The sequence below is a fragment of the Streptomyces sp. NPDC006733 genome, assembly GCF_040636125.1.
Lineage (GTDB): Bacteria > Actinomycetota > Actinomycetes > Streptomycetales > Streptomycetaceae > Actinacidiphila.
The window spans coordinates 1-24,096 of record NZ_JBEYJD010000079.1; the positions used below are offsets into that span (position 1 = coordinate 1).

17 protein-coding genes are annotated in these 24,096 nt (G+C 73.4%); 11 read left to right on the top strand and 6 right to left on the bottom strand.

The features are described 5' to 3' along the window. Positions 1-183: 183 nt before the first annotated feature. Both ABZ721_RS38545 and ABZ721_RS38550 read left to right on the top strand, forming a co-directional pair. Complete coding sequence (locus tag ABZ721_RS38545; RefSeq protein ID WP_358793493.1) at positions 184-759, top strand: small secreted protein; 576 nt, start codon at positions 184-186, stop codon at positions 757-759. A 173-nt stretch (positions 760-932) separates the two neighbouring features. Then, positions 933-2,462: a methyltransferase gene (locus ABZ721_RS38550; protein WP_358793494.1), complete on the top strand. Its 1,530-nt coding sequence runs from the start codon at positions 933-935 to the stop codon at positions 2,460-2,462. A 125-nt stretch (positions 2,463-2,587) separates the two neighbouring features. Here ABZ721_RS38550 and ABZ721_RS38555 read toward each other — a convergent pair whose 3' ends face one another. The 3 genes from ABZ721_RS38555 to ABZ721_RS38565 form a co-directional block, all read right to left on the bottom strand. Then, positions 2,588-2,851 carry a TM2 domain-containing protein gene (locus ABZ721_RS38555; RefSeq protein WP_138357097.1) on the bottom strand — a complete coding sequence of 88 codons (264 nt, stop codon included), beginning with the start codon at positions 2,849-2,851 and terminating at the stop codon, positions 2,588-2,590. 143 nt (positions 2,852-2,994) lie between these two features. Next, positions 2,995-3,405, bottom strand: coding sequence for a DUF2752 domain-containing protein (locus tag ABZ721_RS38560; RefSeq protein ID WP_358793495.1), 411 nt, complete (start codon positions 3,403-3,405; stop codon positions 2,995-2,997). Continuing rightward, positions 3,398-3,850, bottom strand: a complete 453-nt coding sequence (locus tag ABZ721_RS38565; protein WP_358793496.1) for a TM2 domain-containing protein — start codon at positions 3,848-3,850, stop codon at positions 3,398-3,400. The genes ABZ721_RS38560 and ABZ721_RS38565 overlap by 8 nt, the downstream gene beginning before the upstream one ends. Positions 3,851-4,266: 416 nt before the next feature. On the opposite strand from ABZ721_RS38565, the gene ABZ721_RS38570 reads away from it, so the two are divergent. The 6 genes from ABZ721_RS38570 to ABZ721_RS38595 all read left to right on the top strand — a co-directional run bounded on the left by ABZ721_RS38570 (position 4,267) and on the right by ABZ721_RS38595 (position 15,433). Then, positions 4,267-4,578: a hypothetical protein gene (locus ABZ721_RS38570; protein WP_358793497.1), complete on the top strand. Its 312-nt coding sequence runs from the start codon at positions 4,267-4,269 to the stop codon at positions 4,576-4,578. 26 nt (positions 4,579-4,604) lie between these two features. Further along, positions 4,605-4,799, top strand: a complete 195-nt coding sequence (locus tag ABZ721_RS38575; RefSeq protein ID WP_358793498.1) for a hypothetical protein — start codon at positions 4,605-4,607, stop codon at positions 4,797-4,799. 172 nt (positions 4,800-4,971) lie between these two features. Beyond that, on the top strand, positions 4,972-7,809 hold the full coding sequence (gene topA, locus ABZ721_RS38580; RefSeq protein WP_358793499.1) for a type I DNA topoisomerase: 2,838 nt from the start codon (positions 4,972-4,974) through the stop codon (positions 7,807-7,809). A gap of 89 nt (positions 7,810-7,898) precedes the next feature. Next, positions 7,899-11,225, top strand: coding sequence for a dTMP kinase (gene tmk / locus ABZ721_RS38585; protein ID WP_358793500.1), 3,327 nt, complete (start codon positions 7,899-7,901; stop codon positions 11,223-11,225). Between the two features lie 141 nt (positions 11,226-11,366). Next, positions 11,367-14,663 (top strand): BTAD domain-containing putative transcriptional regulator, encoded by a 3,297-nt coding sequence (locus ABZ721_RS38590; protein ID WP_358793501.1) that lies wholly within the window; start codon positions 11,367-11,369, stop codon positions 14,661-14,663. 56 nt (positions 14,664-14,719) lie between these two features. Next, positions 14,720-15,433, top strand: a complete 714-nt coding sequence (locus ABZ721_RS38595; protein WP_358793502.1) for a DsbA family oxidoreductase — start codon at positions 14,720-14,722, stop codon at positions 15,431-15,433. Positions 15,434-15,462: 29 nt separating this feature from the next. Here the strand turns inward: ABZ721_RS38595 and ABZ721_RS38600 are convergent, their stop codons facing one another. Both ABZ721_RS38600 and ABZ721_RS38605 read right to left on the bottom strand, forming a co-directional pair. After that, on the bottom strand, positions 15,463-17,247 hold the full coding sequence (locus ABZ721_RS38600; protein WP_358793507.1) for a sigma-70 family RNA polymerase sigma factor: 1,785 nt from the start codon (positions 17,245-17,247) through the stop codon (positions 15,463-15,465). 176 nt (positions 17,248-17,423) lie between these two features. Next, positions 17,424-18,293: a helix-turn-helix domain-containing protein gene (locus tag ABZ721_RS38605; protein WP_358793503.1), complete on the bottom strand. Its 870-nt coding sequence runs from the start codon at positions 18,291-18,293 to the stop codon at positions 17,424-17,426. A gap of 294 nt (positions 18,294-18,587) precedes the next feature. Between ABZ721_RS38605 and ABZ721_RS38610 the strand changes: the two genes are divergently transcribed. Together ABZ721_RS38610 and ABZ721_RS38615 are read left to right on the top strand one after the other, a co-directional pair. After that, the gene (locus tag ABZ721_RS38610) at positions 18,588-19,958 is read left to right on the top strand and encodes an NAD(P)/FAD-dependent oxidoreductase (RefSeq protein WP_358793504.1); all 1,371 of its coding nucleotides are present in this window, start codon (positions 18,588-18,590) and stop codon (positions 19,956-19,958) included. Between the two features lie 192 nt (positions 19,959-20,150). Further along, a complete protein-coding gene (locus ABZ721_RS38615; RefSeq protein WP_358793505.1) occupies positions 20,151-21,842 on the top strand; it encodes a SpoIIE family protein phosphatase in 1,692 nt (563 codons plus the stop codon). 56 nt (positions 21,843-21,898) lie between these two features. On the opposite strand, the gene ABZ721_RS38620 is transcribed toward ABZ721_RS38615, so the two are convergent. Then, complete coding sequence (locus tag ABZ721_RS38620) at positions 21,899-23,209, bottom strand: MFS transporter (RefSeq protein ID WP_358793508.1); 1,311 nt, start codon at positions 23,207-23,209, stop codon at positions 21,899-21,901. 114 nt (positions 23,210-23,323) lie between these two features. Between ABZ721_RS38620 and ABZ721_RS38625 the strand changes: the two genes are divergently transcribed. Beyond that, entirely contained in the window at positions 23,324-23,884 is a 561-nt protein-coding gene (locus ABZ721_RS38625) for a MarR family transcriptional regulator (RefSeq protein ID WP_358793506.1), read from the top strand. Positions 23,885-24,096: the final 212 nt, after the last annotated feature.

Genomic DNA, 24,096 nt, shown 5'->3' on the forward strand with positions numbered 1-24,096 from the left:
CTTCTACACCCCGGAAGAGTTCGACGCGTATCTCATGGCCAAGTACACCGAAGCCCGCCGCCGTGCGCGCGGGGCGCCCGCACCGCCCTTTCCTTGGTGCAAATGGCTTGATTAGCGGATGAATCTTCCTTCGGACTCGTGGTCGACACCCGTTCGGCGTGTAAGTTCCGGGGCCGTAGAGCCATGGAAGGGACACAACCGGTGAAGAAGAAGCTCGTGGGCGCGCTGTCCGGTGCCGCTCTGCTCCTGGCATTGACGGGATGCGGCAGCGACGACTCGAACGACAAGCTGGACGCCTGGGCGAAGACCGTCTGCGACCAGGCCTCGGCACAGACCAAGCAGATCAACGACGCGAACACGGCCATCACGAAGGTCGACAAGAACGGCAAGCCGGCGGATGTGAAGGCGGCGGACTCCGCGGCCTTCCAGCAGATCTCCGAGGCGTACAAGGCGCTCGCGGACATCGTGAGCAAGGCCGGGGCGCCGCCGGTCGACGACGGCGCGACGCAGCAGAAGAACACCGTCGCCGACCTCAACAAGGCGTCGGCCGCCTACGCCTCGGTGAAGACCAAGGTGGACGGGCTCGACACCACCGACCAGGGCAAGTTCGCCGACGGCCTCACGGCCGCCTCGGCGGAGGCGGACGCGGCCAACAAGACCGCCGAGTCGGCCCTCAACACCCTGCGCCAGGGCGAGGTCGGCAAGGCGATGGCCAACCAGGCCGGCTGCAAGGCGCCGGCCTCACCGTCCGCGACCTGACGACCCGCGTGGCCTGACGACCCGCGTGGCCTGATCGATCGGCGTGGCCTGACCGATCGGCGTCACCCGATCCGAGGACCCGTCCCACCCGTCCCACCCGGTCCGACGATCCGACACGGCCCGGCATCCCTCCGAGGGGCGCCGGGCCGCGCTCGTTCCGCGACAATGGGAGCGTGAGTACCCCGCCCCTCTCCAGCGCCCCGCCCCTCCCCGCCCCGGACCACGCGGAACAGCTGCGTGACGCCCTGCGAGCCGCCGCCTTCACCGCCGACGGCTGCCTCGACCTGCTCGGCGCCACCGCGTACGCGGCCCTGTCCCGGGCCGAGACCGTGCCCGCGCTGCGCGCCACGCGCGGCGACAGCCCCCTGGAGTCGCTGGTGCGGCTCTTCCTGCTGCAGCGGCCGGTGGCCCACGAGCGGCTGCGCGCCGCCCTGCCCGTCGACGTGTGCCTCGCCGACGGCTGGCTGGTCCGGGACGGCGACGAGCTGCGCGCCACCGTGGACGTCCGCCCGTACGCTGGGGACGGCGGCGAGGACTGGTGGATCGTCTCGGACCTCGGCTGCGCCGTCGGCGGCGCCGGCGGCATCGGCACCGCGCCCGGCGTGGACCGGGCGGAGCTGGTGCTGGGCGTCGGAGGGGCCTCCACGACGCTCGCGGGGCTCACCGTCCGCGACCCGGCGGGCTCCGCCCTCGACCTCGGCACCGGATCGGGTGTCCAGGCGCTGCACGCCTCCCGGCACGCCACCCGCGTCACCGCCACGGACGTGAACGCGCGCGCCCTGCACTTCACGCGCCTCACCCTCGCGCTCTCCGGCGCGCCCGAGGCCGACCTGCGGCAGGGCAGCCTCTTCGACCCGGTCGGCGAGGACCGCTACGACCTGATCGTCTCCAACCCGCCGTTCGTCATCTCCCCGGCGGGCCGCTTCACGTACCGCGACGGCGGGATGCGCGGCGACGACCTCTGCCGCACCCTCGTCCAGCAGTCGGCCGCGCACCTCAACGACGGCGGCTACTGCCAGCTCCTCGCCAACTGGCAGCACACCGACGGTGAGGACTGGCGGGAGCGGCTGGCCGGCTGGGTGCCGCGCGGGTGCGACGCCTGGATCGTGCAGCGCGAGGTCCAGGACATCACCCAGTACGCCGAGTTGTGGCTGCGCGACGGCGGCGACCACCGCGACGACCCCGAGCGGTACGCCGCCCGCTACGACGCCTGGCTCGACGAGTTCGAGCAGCGCAAGGTCAGGGGGATCGGCTTCGGCTGGATCACCCTGCGCAAGTCGGGCTCCGACCGGCCGGCGATCACCGCCGAAGAATGGCCGCACCCGGTCGAGCAGCCGCTCGGCGCGCACATCAAGGACTGGTTCGGCCGCCAGGACTTCCTGCGCGCGCACGACGACGCCGCCCTGTTGGAGGCGCGCTTCCGGCTCGCCGACGAGGTGGTGCAGGAGCAGGTGGGCCTGCCGGGGGCCGAGGACCCGGAGCATGTGGTGTTGCGCGCCAACCGCGGGATGCGGCGCGCCACCAAGGTCGACACGGTCGGCGCGGGCTTCGCGGGCGTGTGCGACGGGACGCTGCCGGCCGGCCGGATCCTCGACGCCATCGCGCAGTTGCTGGGGGAGGACCCGGTGATACTGCGCGACCGTACGCCGGAGGCGATCCGGCTCCTCGTCGAGCAGGGCTTCCTGGACCCGATCGAGGACTGACGGCCCCGGGTCGAGAACCGACCGGACGTCCGGACCCGGTCCTCGGCACACGGACGCCCGGACGCACCTCGGCCCGCTCCCGCGCGGAGAACGGGAGCGGGCCGAGGCCGGACGATCAGCGGGGACTAGCCCTGCAGCACACGACCGTTGGAGTCGGTGCGGTCCTTGCTGGTGAAGAAGATGATGGCGTCGATGAACGACCAGATGCCGCAGCCACCGAGGGTGAAGAGCTGGCCGAGCGCCATGCCCGTGTGGCCCGTGTAGAAGCGCCCGATGCCGAGGGTGCCGAGGAAGAGCTGCAGCAGGCCCGCGGTGATCTTGGACTTGTCCGACAGCGGACGGCCCTGGGGGTCGTAGCCGAACGGGGCGTCGGGCGTGGGCGTGGCCATGGATGGCTCCTTGCGTAGGGGACGAGGCACCTGGGACGTGCGGAGGTGCTCCGCCCCCCGATGCGTGGCCTGATCCTGACAGCAACGCCTACCGGGAGTCACATCATGAGAGCCGACTTCATGGAATTGTGATCAGATGCCCGCTAATTGATGTTCCGCAGGACACCCCAGAGCAACGCGCCGCCGATGAGGACCGCCTGGTACCGGTTGGGGATGACCGGCCGGTACGCCCGTCCGCGCAACCCCTCCACCAGCCAGCGCCCGTAGAGGTACAGGCCCATCGGGACGATGAGGAACAGGGCGGCGTTGTCGTGGAAAGCGCCGGGCAAATCGCCGTGCATCAGGTCGTAGAGCATGCGCGTCGCGCCGCACCCGGGACAGAGCAGCCCCGTCGCCCAGTTGAAGGGGCAGCGCGGCAACAGGTGCCCCGGCTCGTGCGGGTTGGTGGTCCACAGGTACCCGGCGCCCGCGAGGAGCGCGAGCGGAACCGAGGCCGGGTGCGTGACGAGGCGCCGCACCCGGCCGGCGGTCGGCCGCGGACGGGTTTCAGCCACGCAGGACGCGACCCTGTGCGTCGGTGTTGTTGTTGCCGGTCAGCAGGATGATGCCGTCGATCAGCGACCAGATGCCGCAGCCGCCGAGGGTGAAGAGCTGGCCCAGCGCCATGCCGATGTGGCCGGTGTAGAACCGGCCCACGCCGAAGCCGCCGAGGAACAGCGAGAGCAGCCCCGCCGTGACCTTCGACTTGTCGGAGTACGGACGGCCGTAGGGGTCGTAGCCGTACGGGGCGGCCGGGTCGCCGGTGTACGCGCCGGGCTGCGCGTAACCCGGCTGCATGCCGGGCTGCTGCGGGTAGCCGTAGCCGGGCTGGCCGCCGGCCGGCTGGCCGTAAGGGTTCTGCGGGGGCTGCTGCGGCTGGCCGTACTGCGGGTAGCCGTATGCCGCGCCCGGCTGCTGCTGCGGGTCCTGCGGCTGGCCGTACGGGTTCTGGTCGGACATGGCGGGTGGCTCCCCCTGCTGAGAAATGTCGGGCGTCGGACACATCGGATGTCGGTCGACGCCGCACATCTTTCCAGTTCGCCCGAGTGCTCGTCCCGCCCGGGGCAGAATGCGGGGGCGATCCGCGGAGAACTCGACGAGACGTCGCTCGGCCGCACGCGCATCGCCATGAGTCCGCTGCGGGACGCGTTCCGCAGTCGGCACCTGGCGCAGCCTGGCCGGCAGCCGTCCAGGCCGTACCGCACCCGGGTCGGCCGCGCCCGGCACGTCCTGGCGACCGACGACCGGACGCGCCCGCTCCGTGCCCTGCTGGACGGCCCTTCGAACGCCTGCGTCCACGGCGGCACCATGGCCGTCGCCAACGAGCGCCGCCGCGGCACGCCCGGCGCCGTCCTGTTCCTGCCCCCGGCGCGAACGTGCCGCGCGGGACGCTGCCCGGCTGGGTGCGGACGGCCGGCGACCTGCTGCCGCTGACCCGCGCCGCCCGCGCACTCGCCGCGGGCGGAGCCCGGCGCTCCGCGCTGCCCGGTGTCGGGGCGGAGCTGGTGGTGGCCGCCGGGTATAGGGCGCCGGCCGTCGTCCTGCTGCGGATCTTCGAGCGCGGGAGTCGCAAACGAGCCACGCTCGATGTGATGCAGCGCTCGCCCGCCGCCCGCCATTCACCCGGGGTTCGCCCGAACGCCGTACCGGGGTGCGAGTCTCCGGCGCGAGCCGTAATACAGCGGTGATCAAGGTCGTGGGGAAAGGGACGGGCATGGAGAGCACACCCGCGCTGTTCGCCGGAATGGTCTTCGCCCTGTTCGGGGCGGCGCTCCTGGTCTGGGCGGGGGCGCGCACGGCGGGACGGGCGCCGGTGACCGGCGGCGGCAGCCCGGCGGGGGCGGTTCTGACCGTTCTTTTCGGGGCGGCCTCGCTGCTCGCCGGCGTCTGGTGTCTCGTACAGGTATAAGCGCATGTCACGCGGCCTGGAAACGGACAGAGCGGTCGGGCCGTGCGGCAGGAATGACGGTTGTCGGGTTACCGTTCGAGTGGCGTTGCGGACTTTTCGCGTTTGACATGGGACCGGGATGTACGGTCACACTCCGCAGCGAACCCCCTTCGACCCGGAGAGAAGAGCGAAGTTGTCCCCGACCCGCGAGACCGCAAAGAGCGGCCGCCGACTCGTCATCGTCGAGTCGCCTGCCAAGGCGAAGACGATCAAGAGCTACCTCGGCCCGGGCTACGTGGTCGAGGCCAGCGTCGGGCACATCCGCGACCTCCCCAACGGGGCCGCCGAAGTGCCGGCGGAGTTCAAGGGCCAGCCGTGGGCGCGCCTCGGCGTCAACGTCGACAGCGACTTCGAGCCGATCTACGTCGTCAACGCCGACAAGAAGGCGCAGGTCAAGAAGCTCAAGGACCTGCTCAAGGATTCCGACGAACTCTTCCTCGCCACCGATGAGGACCGCGAGGGCGAGGCCATCGCCTGGCACCTGCAGGAAGTCCTCAAGCCCAAGGTCCCGGTCCGCCGGATGGTCTTCCACGAGATCACCAAGGAAGCCATCCAGGCGGCGGTCGCGAGCCCGCGCGAGCTGAACAAGCCGCTGGTCGACGCGCAGGAGACCCGCCGCATCCTCGACCGCCTCTACGGCTACGAGGTCTCGCCGGTCCTGTGGAAGAAGGTCATGCCGCGCCTGTCGGCCGGCCGTGTCCAGTCCGTCGCCACCCGCCTCGTCGTCGAGCGGGAGCGCGAGCGCATCGCCTTCCGCACCGCCGAGTACTGGGACCTCAGCGGCACCTTCGCCACCGGCCGCACGGGTGACGCCTCCGACCCGTCGACCGTCTCCGCCCGTCTGACCAGCGTCGACGGCCGCCGTATCGCCCAGGGCCGCGACTTCGACGCGTCGACCGGGCAGCTCAAGGACAACGCGACCGTCCTGCACCTGGACGAGGCCAACGCCCGCGCGCTGGCCGCCTCGCTCGCCGACAGCGCCTTCGCCGTCCGCAGCGTCGAGTCCAAGCCGTACCGCCGCTCCCCGTACGCCCCCTTCCGCACGACGACCCTGCAGCAGGAGGCCTCGCGCAAGCTGGGCTTCGGTGCCAAGGCGACGATGCAGGTGGCGCAGAAGCTGTACGAGAACGGCTTCATCACCTATATGCGTACGGACTCCACGACGCTGTCGGAGACCGCGATCAAGGCCGCCCGCGCGCAGGTCACGCAGCTCTACGGAGCCGAGTACCTCCCGGAGAAGCCGCGCGTCTACACCGGCAAGGTGAAGAACGCGCAGGAGGCGCACGAGGCGATCCGCCCCTCCGGCGACCGCTTCCGCACCCCCGCGGAGACCGGTCTGACCGGCGACCAGTTCCGGCTCTACGAGCTGATCTGGATGCGTACGGTCGCGTCCCAGATGAAGGATGCGGTCGGCAACTCCGTCACCGTCAAGATCGGCGGCACGTCGAGCGACGGCCGCGCGGCGGAGTTCTCCGCCTCCGGCAAGATCATCACGTTCCACGGCTTCATGAAGGCCTACGTCGAGGGCGCGGACGACCCGAACGCCGAGCTGGACGACCGCGAGCGCCGGCTGCCGCAGGTCAGCGAGGGTGACGGCCTGACGGCGGAGGAGCTGACCGTCGACGGCCACGCCACCAAGCCGCCGGCCCGCTACACCGAGGCCTCGCTGATCAAGGAGCTCGAAGAGCGCGAGATCGGCCGCCCGTCGACGTACGCGTCGATCATCGGCACGATCCTGGACCGCGGCTACGTCTTCAAGAAGGGCACGGCCCTGGTGCCGTCCTTCCTCTCCTTCGCCGTGGTCAACCTGCTGGAGAAGCACTTCGGCCGGCTCGTCGACTACGACTTCACCGCCTCCATGGAGGAGGACCTGGACCGCATCGCCCGCGGTGAGGCCCAGGCCGTGCCGTGGCTGCGGCACTTCTACTTCGGCGGCACCGACTCGGCGGCCAAGGGCTCGGCCGCGGACGCCGGCAACGGCGACGGCGACCACCTCGGCGGCCTCAAGGAGCTCGTCGAGGACCTCGGCGCGATCGACGCCCGCGAGATCTCGTCCTTCCCCATCGGTGACGGCATCGTGCTGCGGGTCGGCCGCTACGGCCCGTACATCGAGCGGGGCGAGAAGGGCGAGGAGAACCACCAGCGCGCCGACGTCCACGAGGAGCTGCCGCCGGACGAGCTGTCCGTCGCGTACGCCGAGGAGCTGTTCGCCAAGCCGAGCGGCGACTTCGAGCTGGGCAACGACCCGGAGACCGGCCGCCCGATCATCGCCCGTGACGGCCGCTACGGCCCCTACGTCACCGAGGTGCTGCCCGAGGACACCCCGAAGACCGGCAAGAACGCGGTCAAGCCGCGGACCGCGTCGCTCTTCAAGTCCATGCAGCTCGACACGGTGACGCTGGCCGACGCCCTCAAGCTGATGTCGCTGCCGCGCGTCGTCGGCACGGACGCCGAGGGCGTCGAGATCACCGCGCAGAACGGCCGCTACGGCCCGTACCTGAAGAAGGGCACGGACTCGCGCTCCCTGGAGACCGAGGACCAGCTCTTCGACATCACCCTCGACGAGGCACTGGCGATCTACGCGCAGCCCAAGCAGCGTGGCCGCGCCGCCGCCAAGCCGCCGCTCAAGGAACTGGGCACCGACCCGGTCAGCGAGCGCCCGGTCGTCGTCAAGGACGGTCGCTTCGGCCCGTACGTCACCGACGGCGAGACGAACGCGACCCTGCGGACCGACGACGACGTCGAGACCATCACGCCGGAGCGCGGCTACGAGCTGCTCGCCGACAAGCGGGCCAAGGGTCCGGCGAAGAAGAAGACGGCGAAGAAGGCCCCGGCCAAGAAGGCTCCCGCCAAGAAGGCCGCGGCGAAGAAGGCCACCACCGCCACGGCCGCAAAGAAGACGGCGGCGAAGAAGACGACGGCCAAGAAGGCCCCGGCGAAGAAGACAGCGGCGGCGCAGACCGCCGAGTAATCCGTCGATTCCCGGACGCATCCCTGACCCTCCGCCTGTTTGTTCGGGCGGGGGGTCATGGATTTCCGTGCTCCGGATAGGCTGTCCGAATGACGCGAATCGAGCGGCCAAGGGACGTGACCGACGCTTTCGCCGGAGACCTCGCGGCGGACTCGCGCGAGCGGGCGGTGGGTGCCCTGCTGAAGATCCCGCAACTGCGGAAACTGTGGAGTGCCCAGCTCACGGGCGGCATCGCCGACCGGCTCGGCATGCTCGTGCTGATCTGGCTCACGGTGCAGGCAGCCGTGCTCGACGGGTCGTTCGGCGGTGGGTACCGGGGTGCGTCCCTCACCGTCGCCGCCGTGCTCGGGGCCCGGCTGGTCTCCACCCTGATCTTCGGCGCCGTGCTGCTCGGCCCGCTGACGGCGCTCACCGCGACCGCCGGCGCCCTGGACCGCCGCTGGACCATGATCGGCGCGGACGGGGCACGGTTGGCGCTGTTCATCGTCGCCCCGCTGTGGATCACCTGGGTCCCGTCCTCCGCCGTCGTCTGGCTGCTCGTCACCGCCTTCGTGACCGGCATCGCCGAACGCCTCTGGACGGTCGCCAAGGACGGCGCCGCCCCCGGCCTGCTCCCGGTGCCCACCCCCGGTGACACGGCCGTGCGGCCCGCCCCCGACCACCTCGCGACGCTGCGCCGGCTGGACCTGCGCACCGGCTTCGTCGCCCTGCCGCTCGCCGCGGCGGCGCTCCTGGTCGTGACCCTGCTGAACAGCCTGCTCGCGCTCGGGGTGAAGTGGTTCGACCTGCACCAGGTCGCGCTCTCCTCCTACGTCGCCGCCGGGCTGTTCTCCGCCTCCATCGCCGTCCTGTACTTCCTCGAACTGCCGGACACCACGACGGTCCGCCCGCACTCCCCGCTCGAGGGTCTGCGGCTGCCGAAGGGCCCGGACGGCTCGGAGCGCGGCCGTACGGGCGCCCTCCCGCTCCTCGTCCTGGCCACCGCCGGCGTGGCCGGCTCGATCGCCGCCGCCGTCGCCCTGGCGGTGCTGCACGCGCTCGACCTCGGCTTCGGCCCGGTCGGCTTCGGCCTCCTCGTGCTGGCGCTGACGGCCGGCACCGTCCTCGGCATCCGGGTCGGCCCGAGCGTCCTGCCGGCCCTGTCGCGCCGCCGGCTGCTCGCCATCGCCATCGCCGTCACCGGCCTCGCGCTGCTGCTCACCGGCCTGGTCCCGGACCAGACCACCGTGCTGCTGCTGGCGGGCCTCGCCGGCACGGCCGCGGGCGTCACCGCCAACACCGGCCACCTGCTGATCGAGCAGGAGGCCGAGGAGCAGCGCCGCGCGCGCACCACCGACCACCTGCACGCCGTCGTCCGCGTCGCGGTCTCCGTCGCCGCGATCGGCGCCCCGGTGCTCGCCGGCCTCATCGGCCCGCACCGCCTCGCCAACGGCCACTTCACCTTCCAGCACGGCGGCGCGGCGTACACGCTGATGCTGATCGGCGCCCTCCTGCTGCCGGTCGCCGCGCTCGTCCTGGGCAAGACCGACGACCGCCAGGGCGTACCGCTCCGCCGCGACCTGCGCGAGGCCCTGCGCGGCGGCGAGCCCGCCGCCGCTCCGCACCCGACCGGCTTCTTCATCGCCATAGAGGGCGGCGACGGCGCCGGGAAGTCCACCCAGGTGGAGGCGCTCTCCGAGTGGATCCGCGCCAAGGGCCACGAGGTCGTCGTCACCCGCGAGCCGGGTGCGACCGCCGTCGGCAAGCGGCTGCGCTCGATCCTGCTGGACGTCTCGTCCGCCGGACTGTCCCACCGCGCCGAGGCGCTGCTGTACGCGGCCGACCGCGCGGAGCACGTCGACTCCGTCGTGCGTCCCGCCCTGGAGCGCGGCGCCGTGGTCATCTCCGACCGCTACATCGACTCGTCCGTCGCCTACCAGGGCGCCGGCCGCGACCTGGCCCCGACGGAGATCGCCCGCATCTCGCGCTGGGCCACCGCCGGACTCGTCCCGAACCTGACGGTGCTCCTGGACGTCTCGCCCGAGGCCGCCCGCGAGCGCTTCACCGAGGCCCCCGACCGGCTCGAGTCGGAGCCCGCCGAGTTCCACCAGCGGGTCCGCGCGGGCTTCCTGACCCTGGCCGCCGCCGACCCCTCCCGCTACCTCGTCATCGACGCGGCGCAGGAGCCGGAGGCGGTCACCACCGTCGTGCGGCACCGTCTCGACCAGGCGCTGCCGCTCTCCCAGCAGGAGATCGAGGCCCGCGAGGAGGCCCGCCGCCAGGCCGAGGAGGCCGCCCGCCTGCGCGCCGAGGAGGAGGCCGCCCGGATCGCCGAGGAGGCCCGCCTCGAAGCGGAACGCCAGGCGCAGCTCGCCCGCCTCCGCGAGGAGGAGGCCGAGCGCCGGCGGGAGGCCGAGGAGGCCGCCCGCCGTGAGGCCGCCGAGCGGGAGGCCGAGGCGGCTCGCCTCCGCGAGGAGGAAGCCGCGCGCCGCGCCGAGGAGGAACGGCTCCGGCTCGCCGCCGAGGCCGCCGCCCACGCCGCCGAGCAGGACCGGCTGCGCCGCCAGGCTGAGGAGGAGGCCCGCCTCCGCGCCGAGGCGGAGGCCCGCCGCCTGGAGAAGCAGCGCAAGGCGGAAGACGCGCTGCGCCGCGCCGAGCAGGCCCGCGCGGCCGCCGCGGCAGCCGCCGCAGCCGCGGCTGCGGCCGCCGCCAGCACGACGCAGACCGTGGAGACCCCGAAGCCGGCCGCGCAGACCCCGGACGCGGAAACCACCGTGATGCCGACGGTCCCCAAGGACCCGGCTCCGGCCTCCCCGGCCCCGACTCCGGCCGCCTCCGCCGCGGACGAGACGGCGGTCCTGCCGTCGGTCCCGGCCCCGGCCCCCGCGGCGAAGAAGCCGGCCGCTCCGGTTTCGGCCGCCGACGAGACGGCGGTGCTGCCCGCGGTCCCGCCGACGGCGGCGAAGAAGCCTGCCGCTCCGGTTTCCGCTGCCGACGAGACAGCCGTCCTGCCCGCGGTCCCGCCCGCGGCGGCGAAGAAGCCGGCGGCCTCGGCCGCGGACGAGACGGCGGTCCTGTCGTCGGTCCCGCCCACGGCCGCGCGGAAGCCGGCGACCCGGGCCCAGGCCCCGGCAGCGACCCCGCCTCCCGCCGCTGACGAGACCGCGGTCCTGCCGCCGGTGCGCCAGGAGGCCGCCGACCGGGACAGCAGCCCGGTCGACCGCGTGCCGCCGTCCTTCTTCCGCCCGGAGACCCCGGACAACGAGCGCACCCGCGAACTGCCCGCCGTCAACCCCGACGCGGCCCCGCCGGCCCGCCGCCGCTCCGACTGGGCCGAGGAGACCCCCCTGGACGACCTCCCCACCCTGGCGGACGAACTCCTGGGCTCCCACGACGACGAGGACGAGGGCCCGAAGGGCCCGAAGCGGCGCCGGTAGACGGCGGCCGGTGGGGCCGCCCCGCGGCGGGCTCTCCGCACCCCGGAGAGCCCGCGCACCGCGGCCCCCACCGGCCGGGAGCGGACCCGCGCCCCGAAAGGCCGAGGCAGCCGCGCCCGCCCACCCGGCAGAATGGTTCCCGTGCGGTACCTGATCCTCGGCACCACCGAAGCGCGCGATTCCTCCGGCGTCCCCGTTCCTCTCGGTGGGAGCCGGCTGCGAGCGCTGCTCGCCGCCCTGGCACTGCACGCCGACCGGCCCGTCTCCGCCGACGTCCTGATCGGCGAGGTGTGGGGGTCCGACGCCGACCTCCCGCACGACGCGAGCGGCGCGCTGCAAGCGCTCGTCTCCCGGCTGCGGCGCGCCCTCGGCAAGGACGTCGTCACGTCCGGCCCCGGCGGCTACCGCCTCCTGACCGGCCCCGACGACGTGGACCTGCACGTCTTCGAGCGGTGCGCGGCGGACGGCGCCGCCGCCCTCGACGCGGGGGACCCGGAGAGCGCCGCCCGCATCCTGCGCGAAGCGCTCGCGCTGTGGCGCGGACCGGCGTACGCGGACCTGCCGGACCGCAGGTCGGCGGCGGCCCGCCCGGAGGCGCTGCGGCTCACGGTGCTGCACCGCAGGATCGACGCGGACCTCGCCTGCGGACGCGCGGCCGAGACGCTCCCGCAGCTGCGGGAGCTGGTCGCGGACCACCCGCTGGACGAGCCGTTCCACGTGCAGCTGATCCGCGCGCTGCGCGCCGCGCACCGCTCCGCGGACGCGCTCGTGGCGTACGAGCGGGCCCGCAGGACGCTCGCGGACCGGCTGGGCGCGGACCCGGGCCCGGAGCTGCGCGCACTCCACGCCCAACTGCTCAGCACCGAGGAGCCACCCGGACCCAGGGCGGCACCGGCCCCCGCTCCCGCAGCCCCGCAGGGCAACCTGCGCCCGCGGCTCACCAGCTTCGTCGGCCGCGAGAGCGAACTCCGCGAGATCCGCGCCGACGTGGCGCGGTCGCGGCTCGTGACGCTCACCGGACCCGGCGGTTCCGGCAAGACGCGGCTCTCCGAGGAGGCGGGCGGGGCGCTGGCCGGTCCCGGGTACCCGGACGGGGTCTGGATCGCGGAGCTGGCCCCGCTCGACCACCCCGAAGCGGTGCCGCAGGCGGTCCTGAGCGCCCTCGGCCGCCGGGACACGACGATCTTCGGCGTGGCCCGCGAGGGCATCAAGGGTTCGGGCGGCGGCGCGGGAACCGACGCGGGCGACGCGACCGCGCGCCTGCTGGAGCACTGCGCCCACCGCCGGCTGCTGCTCGTCCTGGACAACTGCGAGCATGTGATCGGCGCCGCCGCCGAGTTGGCGGCCGAACTCCTCGGCGCCTGCCCCGGCGTCACGGTGCTGGCGACGAGCAGGGAGCCGCTGGGCGTGCCCGGCGAGACGGTGCGCCCGGTGGAGCCGCTGCCGCCGACGACCGCGCACCGGCTGTTCGCCGAGCGGGCCGCGGCCGTCCGCCCGGGGTTCGACGTGGAGCGGGACACGGCGGCCGTCGACGAGATCTGCCGCCGGCTGGACGGTCTGCCGCTGGCGATCGAACTCGCCGCGGCCCGGCTGCGCATGCTCTCCCCGCGGCAGATCGCCGACCGCCTCGACAACCGGTTCCGCCTGCTCACCAGCGGCAGCCGCACGCTCCTGCCCCGCCAGCAGACACTGCGCGCGGTCGTGGACTGGAGCTGGGACCTGCTGTCGGAGGACGAGCACGCGGCGCTGCGCAGCCTGAGCGTGTTCGCGGGCGGCTGGACGCTGGCCGCCGCCGAGGAGGTGGTCGGCGGGGACGACGTCATCGAGCTGATCGGGCAGCTCGTCGACAAGTCCCTGGTGGTGGCGACCCAGCCGGGCGAGGCCTCGGGCGCGGACGGCCCGGGGGCCGCCCCCGCCGAGGACGGCGTCCGCTACCGCTTCCTGGAGACGATCCACGAGTACGCGGCGGAAAGGGCCCGGGAGCGGCCGCAGGAGCTGGCGGCGGCCGCCCGCCGCCACACCCGCTGGGTGCGGAGCCTCGTACGGACCGCCGACCCGCAGCTGCGCACCGCCCGGCAACTGGTCTGGCTGCGCCGGGTGGAGGCCGAACTGGACAACATCCGCGCGGCGCTGCAACGCGCGATCACGGCCGGAGACGAGGCGGACGCGCTGCCGCTGGCCCTGGACATGGGCTGGTTCTGGTGGCTGCGCAACTACCGGGAGGAGGGGGCGGGCTGGCTGACGCGGGTCACCGGAATGAGTGAACCCGGCGCGTCCGACGGACCGTCCTTCTGGCCGCGGATGGACGCCCGGCTGCTGCTGTTCTTCGTGAGCACGGACCATGCGTCGGAGGAGTTCCTGAGCACCCCTCCGGTGCAGCGGACGGCCGCGCTGATCGCCGCGACGTACCAGGACACGAAGCGGGCCTCGGCCCGCTTCCCCGGCCTGCTGTGGCCGATCGCGACCTACGTCGGCGGCGGCCACACGGCGATCCGCGACCTCACGGAGGCGGTGGTCCGCAACTGCCGTGCGCACGGCGACGACTGGGCGCTCGCGGCCGCGCTGATGTTCCGCACACACGTCACCATCGACCAGCCCGGCGGGCTGACCCGCGCCACCGACGACTGGGACGAGCTGGCGGCGCTCAGCACCCGCGTCGGTGACCGCTGGATGCTCGCGCAGGTGCACGGAGCGCGCGCCGAGATGGAGGTCATGTGGGGCGAGTACGCGGCCGCCCGCGCGGACTTCGAGGCGGCGCTGCGGCTCGGCGAGGAGCTGGGCGCCATCGCGGAGGGGCCGTTCCTCGTCGGAAGGATGGCGGAGCTCGCCATCCGATCGGGTGACGACGAGGAGGCCGAGAGGCTCTGCCGCCGGGCCGAGGAGGGCGCGGAGCGGTTCGGGGTGATGGACGCCAGGAACTACGTCCGCGCGCTGTCCGCCCAGCTGGCGCTGCGCCGCGGTGACGTGGAGCGGGCCCGCGAGCTGTGCGCGCTCGCCCGCGACCAGGCGAGCCAGGGCACCCCGCCGCCGGTCTTCGGGGTGGTGCTCGCCGGCCTCTTCGCCCGGATCGCGGCTGCGGAGGGCGATCCGCGGGAGGCGCTGGCCCGGACCGCTGGTGCGGTCCGGCTGGGCGTGGAGTCGCGCTGCACGGAGTCGATGGTCGCGGGCCTGCTGGAGTTCGCCGCCGAGCTCCTCGTCGCGCTGGGCGAGCCGCGCACCGCAGCCCGGCTGCACGGTGCCTCCTCGGCGGTGCGCGGGTCGCTGCTGCCGCGCACGGTGCCGGAGACGGCGAGCTTCCGCGCGGCGGAGGGGCGCGCGCGGGCCGCGCTGGGGGACGCCGGGTACGAGGCCGCGTGCGCGGACGGTGCCGGGCTGGACCTGGGGGCCGCGGCGGCGGTGCTCGAAGCGGCGGCCGCGCCGGCCCCGGTCGGGGAATAGCTCCGGATCCGTCCCCGTTGTTGAATATTGATCATTCAAGCAATTGGGGAGTCTCCGTGAAGGTCGAGATCTACAGCGACATCGCCTGCCCGTGGTGCCACGTCGGCAAGGCGCGCTTCGAGCGCGCCCTCGCCGCCTTCCCGGGGGCCGGGTCCGTCGAGGTGGTCTACCGGCCGTTCCAGCTCGACCCGACCGCTTCCGAGGCTCCGCGGCCGCACCGCGAGGTGCTGGCGGCCAAGTACGGGCCGCAGGCCCTCGCCATGGACGAGCGGATCACGCAGCTCGGCGCGGCCGAAGGCCTGACCTTCGACTTCGACACCGTCGTCGAGAACAACTCGCTGCTCGCCCACCGCCTGCTGCGCTTCGTGCTCGACACCTGGGGCCACGCCGCGCAGGCCCGCCTCAAGGGCAGGCTGCTGGAAGCCCACTTCGCCGAGGGCCTGGACATCGGCGACCGCGACCGCCTCGCGGACGCCGCCGTCGCGGTCGGCCTGGACCGCGAGCCGGTCGCCGCGTTCCTCGCGGGGGACGACCTCGCCGACGAGGTGGCGGGGGAGATCGACCAGGCCCGGCAGCTCGGCATCACGGCCGTCCCGACCTTCGTCTTCGAGGGCAAGTGGATGGTGCAGGGCGGCCAGGAGACGTCGACGTTCCTCCGTGCCCTGGAGCAGGTCGCCAAGGAGACCGGAACGGTGATCGAGACCGACCAGGACGGCGGCGCGTGCGCCGACGGGGCCTGCGAGGTCCCGCCGACCGGCCACGCGCACTGAGCCGTAGGGCCCCGAGAACCCTCCGGGCCCTACGTGCAGCTGATCCTGGACCGCGCCCAGTCCGCCACGTTCACGAACGAGAAGTGCTCGGCGGACTCCACGACCAGCCGGATCGTGCGCTGCCCCGTGATGTCGACGTTCACCGGCACCGCCGGGTCGCCGCCGTGCACCACCTGCGAGCGCCACAGCCGGCCGCTGTCCCCGTAGACGGAGAAGCGGACCGCGCCGAGCCCCATCGTCAGGTCGTCGACCCCGGCCAGCGCGTCGTACGTGGTGCAGCCGCGGTTGAGGTCGATGAGCACCGACGACGGCGAGCCGACGGTGATGCCGTACGGGTACCGCTCACCGCCGACGCTCAGGCCCCAGCGCTTCCAGATCCAGCTGCTCCGCCCGAACCGCACCGTCGGCTCCGTGTTGTCACCGCCGCCGCTCCACCCCAGCTGGTTGACCTGGAAGACCGCGGGCGCGGGTGACGGGGTCGGCGTGGGCGTCGGGGCCGGCTCGGCCGTCGGGGTGGGCGAGGGCTTCGGGGCCGGTGTGGGCGTGGGGGAGGGCGTCACCACGGGCGGCGGTGGCGTGACGGCGGCGGCGGGTTCGGTCTTCGGCTTCGGCGCCGGCGGCTCGGACGCCGCCTTCGGCGGTTCGGGGCTCGGCTTCGGCTTCGGTTTCGGGCTCGGCGGCGCGGGCGGCGACGAGGTGACGGGCGCCGCCACCGGCGGCTTGGCCCGCGGCTTCGGCGCGGGCGCGTCATGGCCGGTGTTCATCGCGGCGAACGCGATCCCGGCCGCCGCGACCACCACGGCCGCCACGATCCCGGCCTTCGCGGGCACGCCGAGACCCTCGGCCGCAGCCGCTCCGGCCCCCGCGCCGCCACTGGACGCGGCGCCGCCCGAGGCGGCACCCGTCGCGGCCGCCGCCGCGCCTCCGGCGGCGCTCGCCACTCCGACACCCGCCACGATGCCGGCCACCTTCGCCGCGTACGCGGCGGCGAACCAGCCGATGACCGCGACCGGCAGCAGGCCCTTGAGCGCCGAGTTGACGTCGGCCAGCTCCAGCGCCGCCGCCCGGCACCGTTCGCACTCCTTGAGGTGCTTGCTCAACTCCCGGTCCGCGCGCATCCGCAGGCCGCCGCGGGCGTGCGCCCCGAGCCGGTCGGCGTAGCGGGAGCAACTGCTGCCGGTGGTGAGCGTCGAGCTGACGTGCGCCTGCAGATACGCCTGCCGCAGGCCCTCGCGGGCCCGATGCGCCAGCACCGCCGTCGCGTTGGCCGTCAGACCGAGCAGCGGCGCGATCTCGCTCGGCGACTCCTCCTCGACGGCGGTGTGCCACAGCACCGTCTGCCACCGCTCCGGCAGCGTGCGGAAGGCCCGGATGGCCAGCGACTGCTCGGCGTCGTGCATGGCGCGGACGTCCGCGCCCAGGTCCAGCGTGTCCTCGTTCGTGGACGAGCCCGCCGCCGACACCGCGAACACCGCGAAGTCCTCGACGAGTTGCTCCCGCCGGGCGGTGTTGCCCCAGGACGCGGCGACGCGCCGGACCGTCGTCAACAGGTAGGCGCGCACCGCCGAGTCGGGCCCGCTGCCGCCGCGCACCGCCTGGAGCGTGCGCGCGAAGACCTCGCCGGTCAGGTCCTCGGCGGTGTGCGCGTCACGGCAGCAGCTGCGGGCGTACCGGCGGACCGATTCGGCGTGCCGCCGGTACAACTCCTCGTAGGCGCTGTCGTCGCCGCCGCGGACCCGGGCGACCAGATCGGCGTCGGAGAACGGTACTTGGGACTCCGGTTCGCGCTGTTCGGGAACCCGGCGCGATGGCAGTCCGCCGTCCGCTCCCGCACTCACAGCAGCGCTCGACTCGCCGTTTGCCTCGTCCACCGCGCCAGGGTGTCACACCTGGTGCATCCCGCAATATGCCGCGACGGGGAACCACTCGTCCGGGGAGCTTTCGCTCACCGGTTCCGCCGGCCCCCCGCCGATCGGCCTCGCCGCCCGGCCTATTCGGCCGGGGCGGCGCTCCAACTGAGCGCGGACGGAGCAGGGGCGGCCTCCGCGGCCACGGCCGCCGGCCGCGAGCGCAGCCCGTCCAGCAGGATGTCGAGCAGCCGGGCCGACGCCGCCGCCTGCTGTACGGGATCGGGCAGCGAGGGCGCCGGGGTGGCTATCACCAGCAGCACGTCGGCCACCGAGATGTCGCCCCGCAGCTCGCCCGCCGCCCGCGCCCGGTCGACGAGCTGGCCGACGACCTCCAGCAGCGCCGGGATCCCGGCGTCGTCCGACTCCGCGCCGCCCTCGGCAGCGGCGGCGTCGCGCACCGGAGCCGTGTCGTCCGGCACGTCGGACAGCGGCAGCGCGGCACCCGCCGCGGCCACCGGTCCCGGGCCGCCGATCGACAGCTCGCCCGGCTCCGCCGCCACGCTCAGCGGCGCCCGCTGCTGCGGAACCCGCGCCGCCTCCTCCGACAGCCCCGGCCTGACCCGCAGGACCTGCGGCGGCAGCAGCCGCCCGGCACCCGAGGCCACCGACGTGCGCAGGAAGCGCGCCAGCGCCGACCACGCCTCGTTCTCCTGTCCGAGGGCCGTCTTCGCCTGCTCGGTCAGCCGGGAGGTCTCCTCCTCGGCGATCCGCCGCACCAGTACGTCCTTGCTCGGGAACCGCCGGTACACGGTGCCGACGCCGACGCGCGCACGGCGTGCCACGTCCTCCATCGGCGCCCCGTAGCCCAGCTCCCCGAACACCTCACGCGCGGCCCTCAGCACATGTTCCAGATTGCGCTGGGCGTCCACCCGCAGCGGGGTCGCGCGGCTGCTGCCGCCGTTACCCTCCGCGCCTGCCGCTACCGTCCATTGAGAGTCCTGAATGTGCATATGTGTATCCCCCGGTTATGACGTCTCCCCCCGGAGACTCCCCACCCGTAATGATCATCGGCGCACGACGAACGAACCCCGATGGAGTACGAACATAGTTGAGCCCAGGTCAAGAAAGAAGGGGGTCCGTTCCGCCCGGCGCGTCCCCGATCGGAGTAGCGGGCCCGGGTGTTCTTCTTTCATAGGCTTTGCCCGGTCAACGACACATCCCTGACCTGCCTGATCCGTGTACCAAGTGAATCACTGCGGTTCGCCCTGTGGACAAACGTCCGCCATCCATTGCGTCATGGAGCAATGACGGAGTCGGCAGCCCAGGCAAGAGCCAGCAGCATCCCGCGCATTCTCGTGATCGGTGGAGGATACGTCGGTATGTACACCGCCCTGCGTCTGCAGCGGAAGCTGAGGCGCGGTGAGGCGGAAGTGATCGTCGTCGACCCCCAGCCCTATATGACGTACCAGCCCTTCCTCCCCGAGGCGGCCGCCGGGTCGATCTCGCCCCGGCACGTCGTGGTCCCGCTGCGGCGGGTGCTCAGCGGATGCCGCCTGGTGGTGGGCGAGGCGACGCACATCGACCACGCCAAGCGCGTGGCGACCGTGGCGACCCTGGCCACCGAGGAGGAGGACGGACCGGGGGTCGAGATCCCGTACGACCACCTCGTCCTCGCCCCGGGTTCCGTCTCGCGCACACTGCCCATCCCGGGCCTCGCGGAGTTCGCGATCGGCTTCAAGACCGTGGAGGAGGCCATCGGCCTGCGCAACCACGTCCTGGAGCAGCTCGACATCGCCTCCTCCACCCGTGACGTCGAGGTGCGGGACGCCGCGCTCACCTTCGTCTTCGTCGGCGGCGGCTACGCGGGCGTCGAGGCGCTCGCCGAGCTGGAGGACATGGCCCGCTACGCGTCGCGGTACTACCACAACCTGCGCCCCGAGGACATGAAGTGGGTGCTGGTCGAGGCCACCGAGAAGATCCTCCCCGAGGTCGGCGAGGAGATGGGCAAGTACGCCATCCGGGAGCTGCGCGCCCGCAACATCGACCTGCGGCTCGGCACCCGGCTGGAGTCGTGCGAGAAGCGGGTCGCGGTCCTCTCCGACGGCACGCGCCTGCCCACCCGCACCGTCGTCTGGACCGCGGGCGTCAAGCCGCACCCGATCCTCGCCGCCAGCGACCTGCCGCTGAACGAGCGCGGCCGGCTCAGGGGCACCGCCACGCTGATGGTCGACGGGGTCGAGAACGCCTGGGCGGCCGGCGACGCCGCGGCCGTTCCGGACCTGACGGCGGAGGAGCCCGGCAAGGAGTGCGCCCCCAACGCCCAGCACGCCGTCCGCCAGACCAAGGTGCTCGCCGAGAACATCCTCGCGTCGCTGCGCGGCGAGCCGCTGAAGGAGTACCGGCACAAGTACGCCGGGTCGGTCGCCTCCCTGGGCCTGCACAAGGGCGTCGCCCACGTCTACGGACGCAAGCTCAAGGGGTATCCCGCGTGGTTCATGCACCGCGCCTACCACCTCAGCCGGGTGCCCACGTTCAACCGCAAGGCACGGGTGCTCGCGGAGTGGACACTGTCCGGTCTGTTCAAGAGGGAAATCGTTTCCCTGGGCTCCCTGGAGCACCCGCGCGCCGAGTTCGAACTGGCCGCGGGAGGGCTGCCCAAACCGGACGCGCCCTGAGCCACGCGATTCCGTCCGGGCCCGCGGTCGGCCACACTGGGCGTGTGACCATGTGTGCGCCAGCACGTGCAAAGAGTGACAAACACGAGGAATCGGACGTTTGCTGAATTCCCCCGGGGAGCGACCCCCCGTACCCCCGCGCAGAGCCAGGCGGTCCGGGCTGCCCCACGCGACACCACGAGGTGGAACCCGGTGAACCTCACTCGCTGGAGCGCCCGGCTCCCCGGCACGCAGCGCCGCGCGGCGGCCGGCCGCACGCCCGACGCTCCGCCCGCCGCACCCGGCGCGCCGACGGCCGGCGGAGCCGTCCCCGCAGCCCGCGCCGAACACCCGGAAGCTCCGGCGTGCGCCGTCGACGCGCTCTCGGTCTACGACGTCCTCAGCCAGGTCCCGGCGCTCATCGCCATCACGTACGGCGCCGCGCACCGCATCGCCTACGTCAACGAGGCCTACGCCGACGTCTTCGGTCCGCGCAGAGCGGGCGAACCCGCCCGCGAAGGCCTCCCCGAGCTCGACGAGCTCGGCCTGCTGCCGCTCATGGACCAGGTGCACCGCAGCGGCACCCCGCGCACCGTCAAGGCGCGCAAGGTCACGCTCCCCGACCGGGACCGTGACCGGTACTTCACCTTCACCTGCACCCCGGTCCGCACCGGGGCGCACCACGACGGCAACCGGGCCGCGGCGGAGGCCGAGCGCGGCGTCCTGGTCTTCGCGGCCGACGTCACGGACCAGGTCCAGGCGGCCGAGCGGCTCCGGGAGAGCGAACGCCGGCTGCACGCCACCGCCGTCACGCTCCAGCGCAGCCTGCTCCCGCAGGAGCTGGAGCAACCCGACGACCTGCGGGTCGCCGCCACGTACCAGCCGGGCGGCACGGACGCCGCCGTCGGCGGCGACTGGTACGACGTGATCACCCTCGGCGCCGGCCGCACCGCCCTCGTCATCGGCGACGTGATGGGCCGCGGGGTGCGCGCCGCGGCCGTCATGGGCCAGCTCCGCACCGCGGTCCGCGCGTACGCCCGGCTCGACCTCCCGCCGCACGAGGTCATCCAGCTGCTCGACGGCCTCGCCTCCGAGATCGACGCCACCCAGATCGCCACCTGCGTCTACGCCGTCCACGACCCCAGCGAGGGCCGGCTGTCGTACGCCACCGCCGGCCATCTGCCGATCCTGGTCCGCGACCCCGACGGCCGGGTGCACCGCACCGACGAGCCGAACGGCCCGCCCCTGGGCACCGGCGGCTGGGTCCACAGCTCCGGATCCATCCCGCTCGGCCCCGGCTCCATGGCGGTGCTCTACACCGACGGCCTGGTCGAGCGGCGCGGCGAGGACATCGATGTCGGGATCGACTCCCTGATGAGCGCCTTCGCCGGCGCGACCGGCACCCCGCAGGTCATCTGCGACCGGCTGCTGCGCGCCCTGGGCGTCACCTCCGAGCACGACGACGACGTCGCCGTCCTGGTCCTGCAGTACCCGGACCACACCGGGGCCGACGCCGAGCTCTTCCGCAACGCCTCGCTGGACCTCCTCGGCGGCATCGAGGCGGCCCCGCGCGCCCGCGCCTTCGCCACCGGCGTCCTGTCCAGCTGGCGGTTCCCCGCGGAGCTGCGCGACCTCGGCGTTCTGGCCGCCAGCGAGCTCGTCGCGAACTCACTGCAGCACGGCACCCCGCCGATGCGGCTGCGGCTGCGCCGCACCGACCGCCGGCTGATCATCGAGGTCACCGACGGCGACGACCACCTGCCGCGGCGCCGCCGGGCGGAGCCCGCCGACGAGGCGGGCCGCGGCATCTCGATCATCGCCACGATCGCCTCCAGCTGGGGCTCCCGCCGCACGCCGGGCGGCGGCAAGGCCGTCTGGTGCGAGTTCGCCCTCCCGCGCACCTGAGCGGCGGGGCGGCGTGGCGGTGTGGCGCCTGAGCGCCGGGGCAGCTGGGGTGCTGCTCAGCCCCCGATGGAGGCTTCGAGCGGCCGGCCGGCCACCGGCGGGCGCTCGGCCGCCAGCGGCTCGCGCGGCGCCGGGACGACCGCGTGCGGGTTGTCCTGGGCGGGGGTGAGCCCGCGGCCCATCCGGAGCGCGAGGACGGTGATGCCGAGCGAGAACGCGATCAGCATCCCGATGTAGGCGCCCCACATCCCGGCGCCGGCCATCACACCGCCCACCGCGGGCCCGATGGCGAGCGCGAGCTGCTTCACAAGCGCGAACGCCGAGTTGTACTGGCCGATCATCCGCTGCGGCGCCAGATCGGCGACGAGCGGAGCGATGGTCGGCGACAGCATCGCCTCACCGAGGCCGAACAGCGCGTACGTGGAGATCAGCGTCACCGTCGCCACCGCCTGGCTGCCGTGGATGAGACCGGAGACACCGGCCGCGACCCAGGCCACCGCCCAGATCAGCCCGACCGCCGCGATCACCCGGCTGCGCCGCCGCCGCTCGACCGTCTTCAGCACCAGGAACTGCGCCGCGACGATCACGGCGGTGTTCGCCGCGAGGGCGATGCCGAGCGTCGAGGGCTGGACGTGGGTGACCTCGGTCGCGAAGGCCGCGAGGCCCGACTCGAACTGTCCGTAGCAGGCGAAGAACATCACGCCGCCGAGCACGCACAGCTGGACCATGGAGCGGTCCTTGAGCAGCAGCCGCCACCCGCCCGCGGACTTGTCCGAGGGCGCGCACTCGATCCGGGACGTCCGCGGCAGCCGCACGGTGCAGACCACCGCGCCGAGCACCAGGAACATCACGGCCTCGATGGAGAACAGCAGCGTGAAGCTGCCGGGCCGCGCGGTGTCGACCATCAGCCCGCCGATGAGGCCGCCGATGCCCAGACCGAGGTTGGCCAGGAAGAACTGCGTCGCGAAGGCCCGTGAGCGGGTCTTCGTGGTGGAGCACCACACGATGAGCGTGGCGAGCGACGGCGAGATGATCGCGACGCCGGCGCCCATGACGGCGGACGCCGCGACCACGGTGACCTCGGTCGAGGCGAGCCCGAACCCCATCGCGCCGACGGCGGCGAGCACGGCACCGGTCATGGCCACGGGCAGCGGCCCCCGCTGGTCGATGGCCCGGCCGGTGAACGGCAGCACGCAGAGCGCGGCCACGGCGTACGCGGCCAGCACCACCCCGGCCGTCGTCGCGCCGAGGTCCCGTACCTGTGCCACGTATATGAACAGGTACGGGACCGTGAAGCCGTTGCCGAACGCGCTCAGCGCGTTGCCCAGCTGGATCCGGCGCAGAGCCGCGCCCATCTCGGTGGTCACACTCACCTACCTAGGTTGTCGTTGAGTCCTGAAGACTTCAGAGTTAAAGTTAGAAGCTAAAGAGTACACAGAGAAGGGCTTTAGCGCCAAGCGGTTACGTGCCATACTCGGCGCATGCCAGCAGCAGACGGCCCCGCGAGTCCCCCGCAAGAGCTGGACCTCGACGAGCAGATCGCGGCGTACCAGCGCGAATTTCCCGAGGTGGACCCCCAGGTCGAGAAGGTCGTCACGGCCCTGGGCCGGCTCAACCGCCGCATGAACGTCGGCTACGGCCGACACCTCTCCGCCCTCGGCATCAGCAACGCCGAGTGGGAGGTCCTCAAGGCGCTCGTGGTCGTGGGCAAGCCCTACCGCCTCGGGCCCGGTGACCTCGCCAAGCGCCTCGGCCTCACCCCGGCCGCCATGACCCACCGCATCGACCGCATGGTCACGGAGGGCCTGGTCACCCGGGACCGCGACGAGTCCAACCGAGTGCGGGTCATCGTCGAGCTGACGGACGAGGGCCGCGGGAAGTGGCTCGAGACCATGCGCATGGCCGCCGCCTTCGAGGCCGATCTGCTCCAGGACCTGTCCACGGACGAACGCGCGGTCCTGGGCGACGTGCTCCAGCGGCTGCTGCGCCGCGTGGAGGTCGCCCAGCCGGACGCCGGCGGGCGGCTCGAGGATCTGGACTGACGCCGTCCGACCTCCTCCAGGTGGGTCGCGGTGGCAGTGGGAGCGTGGTGCGAGGGCGGGGGTTGACAGCCGCCGGAGTCGTAGGTAATGTTCTCCGAGTTGCCCGCCGGTGAACGTCGACGCGAGTCGGTCCCGAGGCAGCCACTCCGATCACAACATCCACTCGAACGAGCGACGTGCTGTCGTTTTGTTTTCGTGTGCGTTTTCGGAAT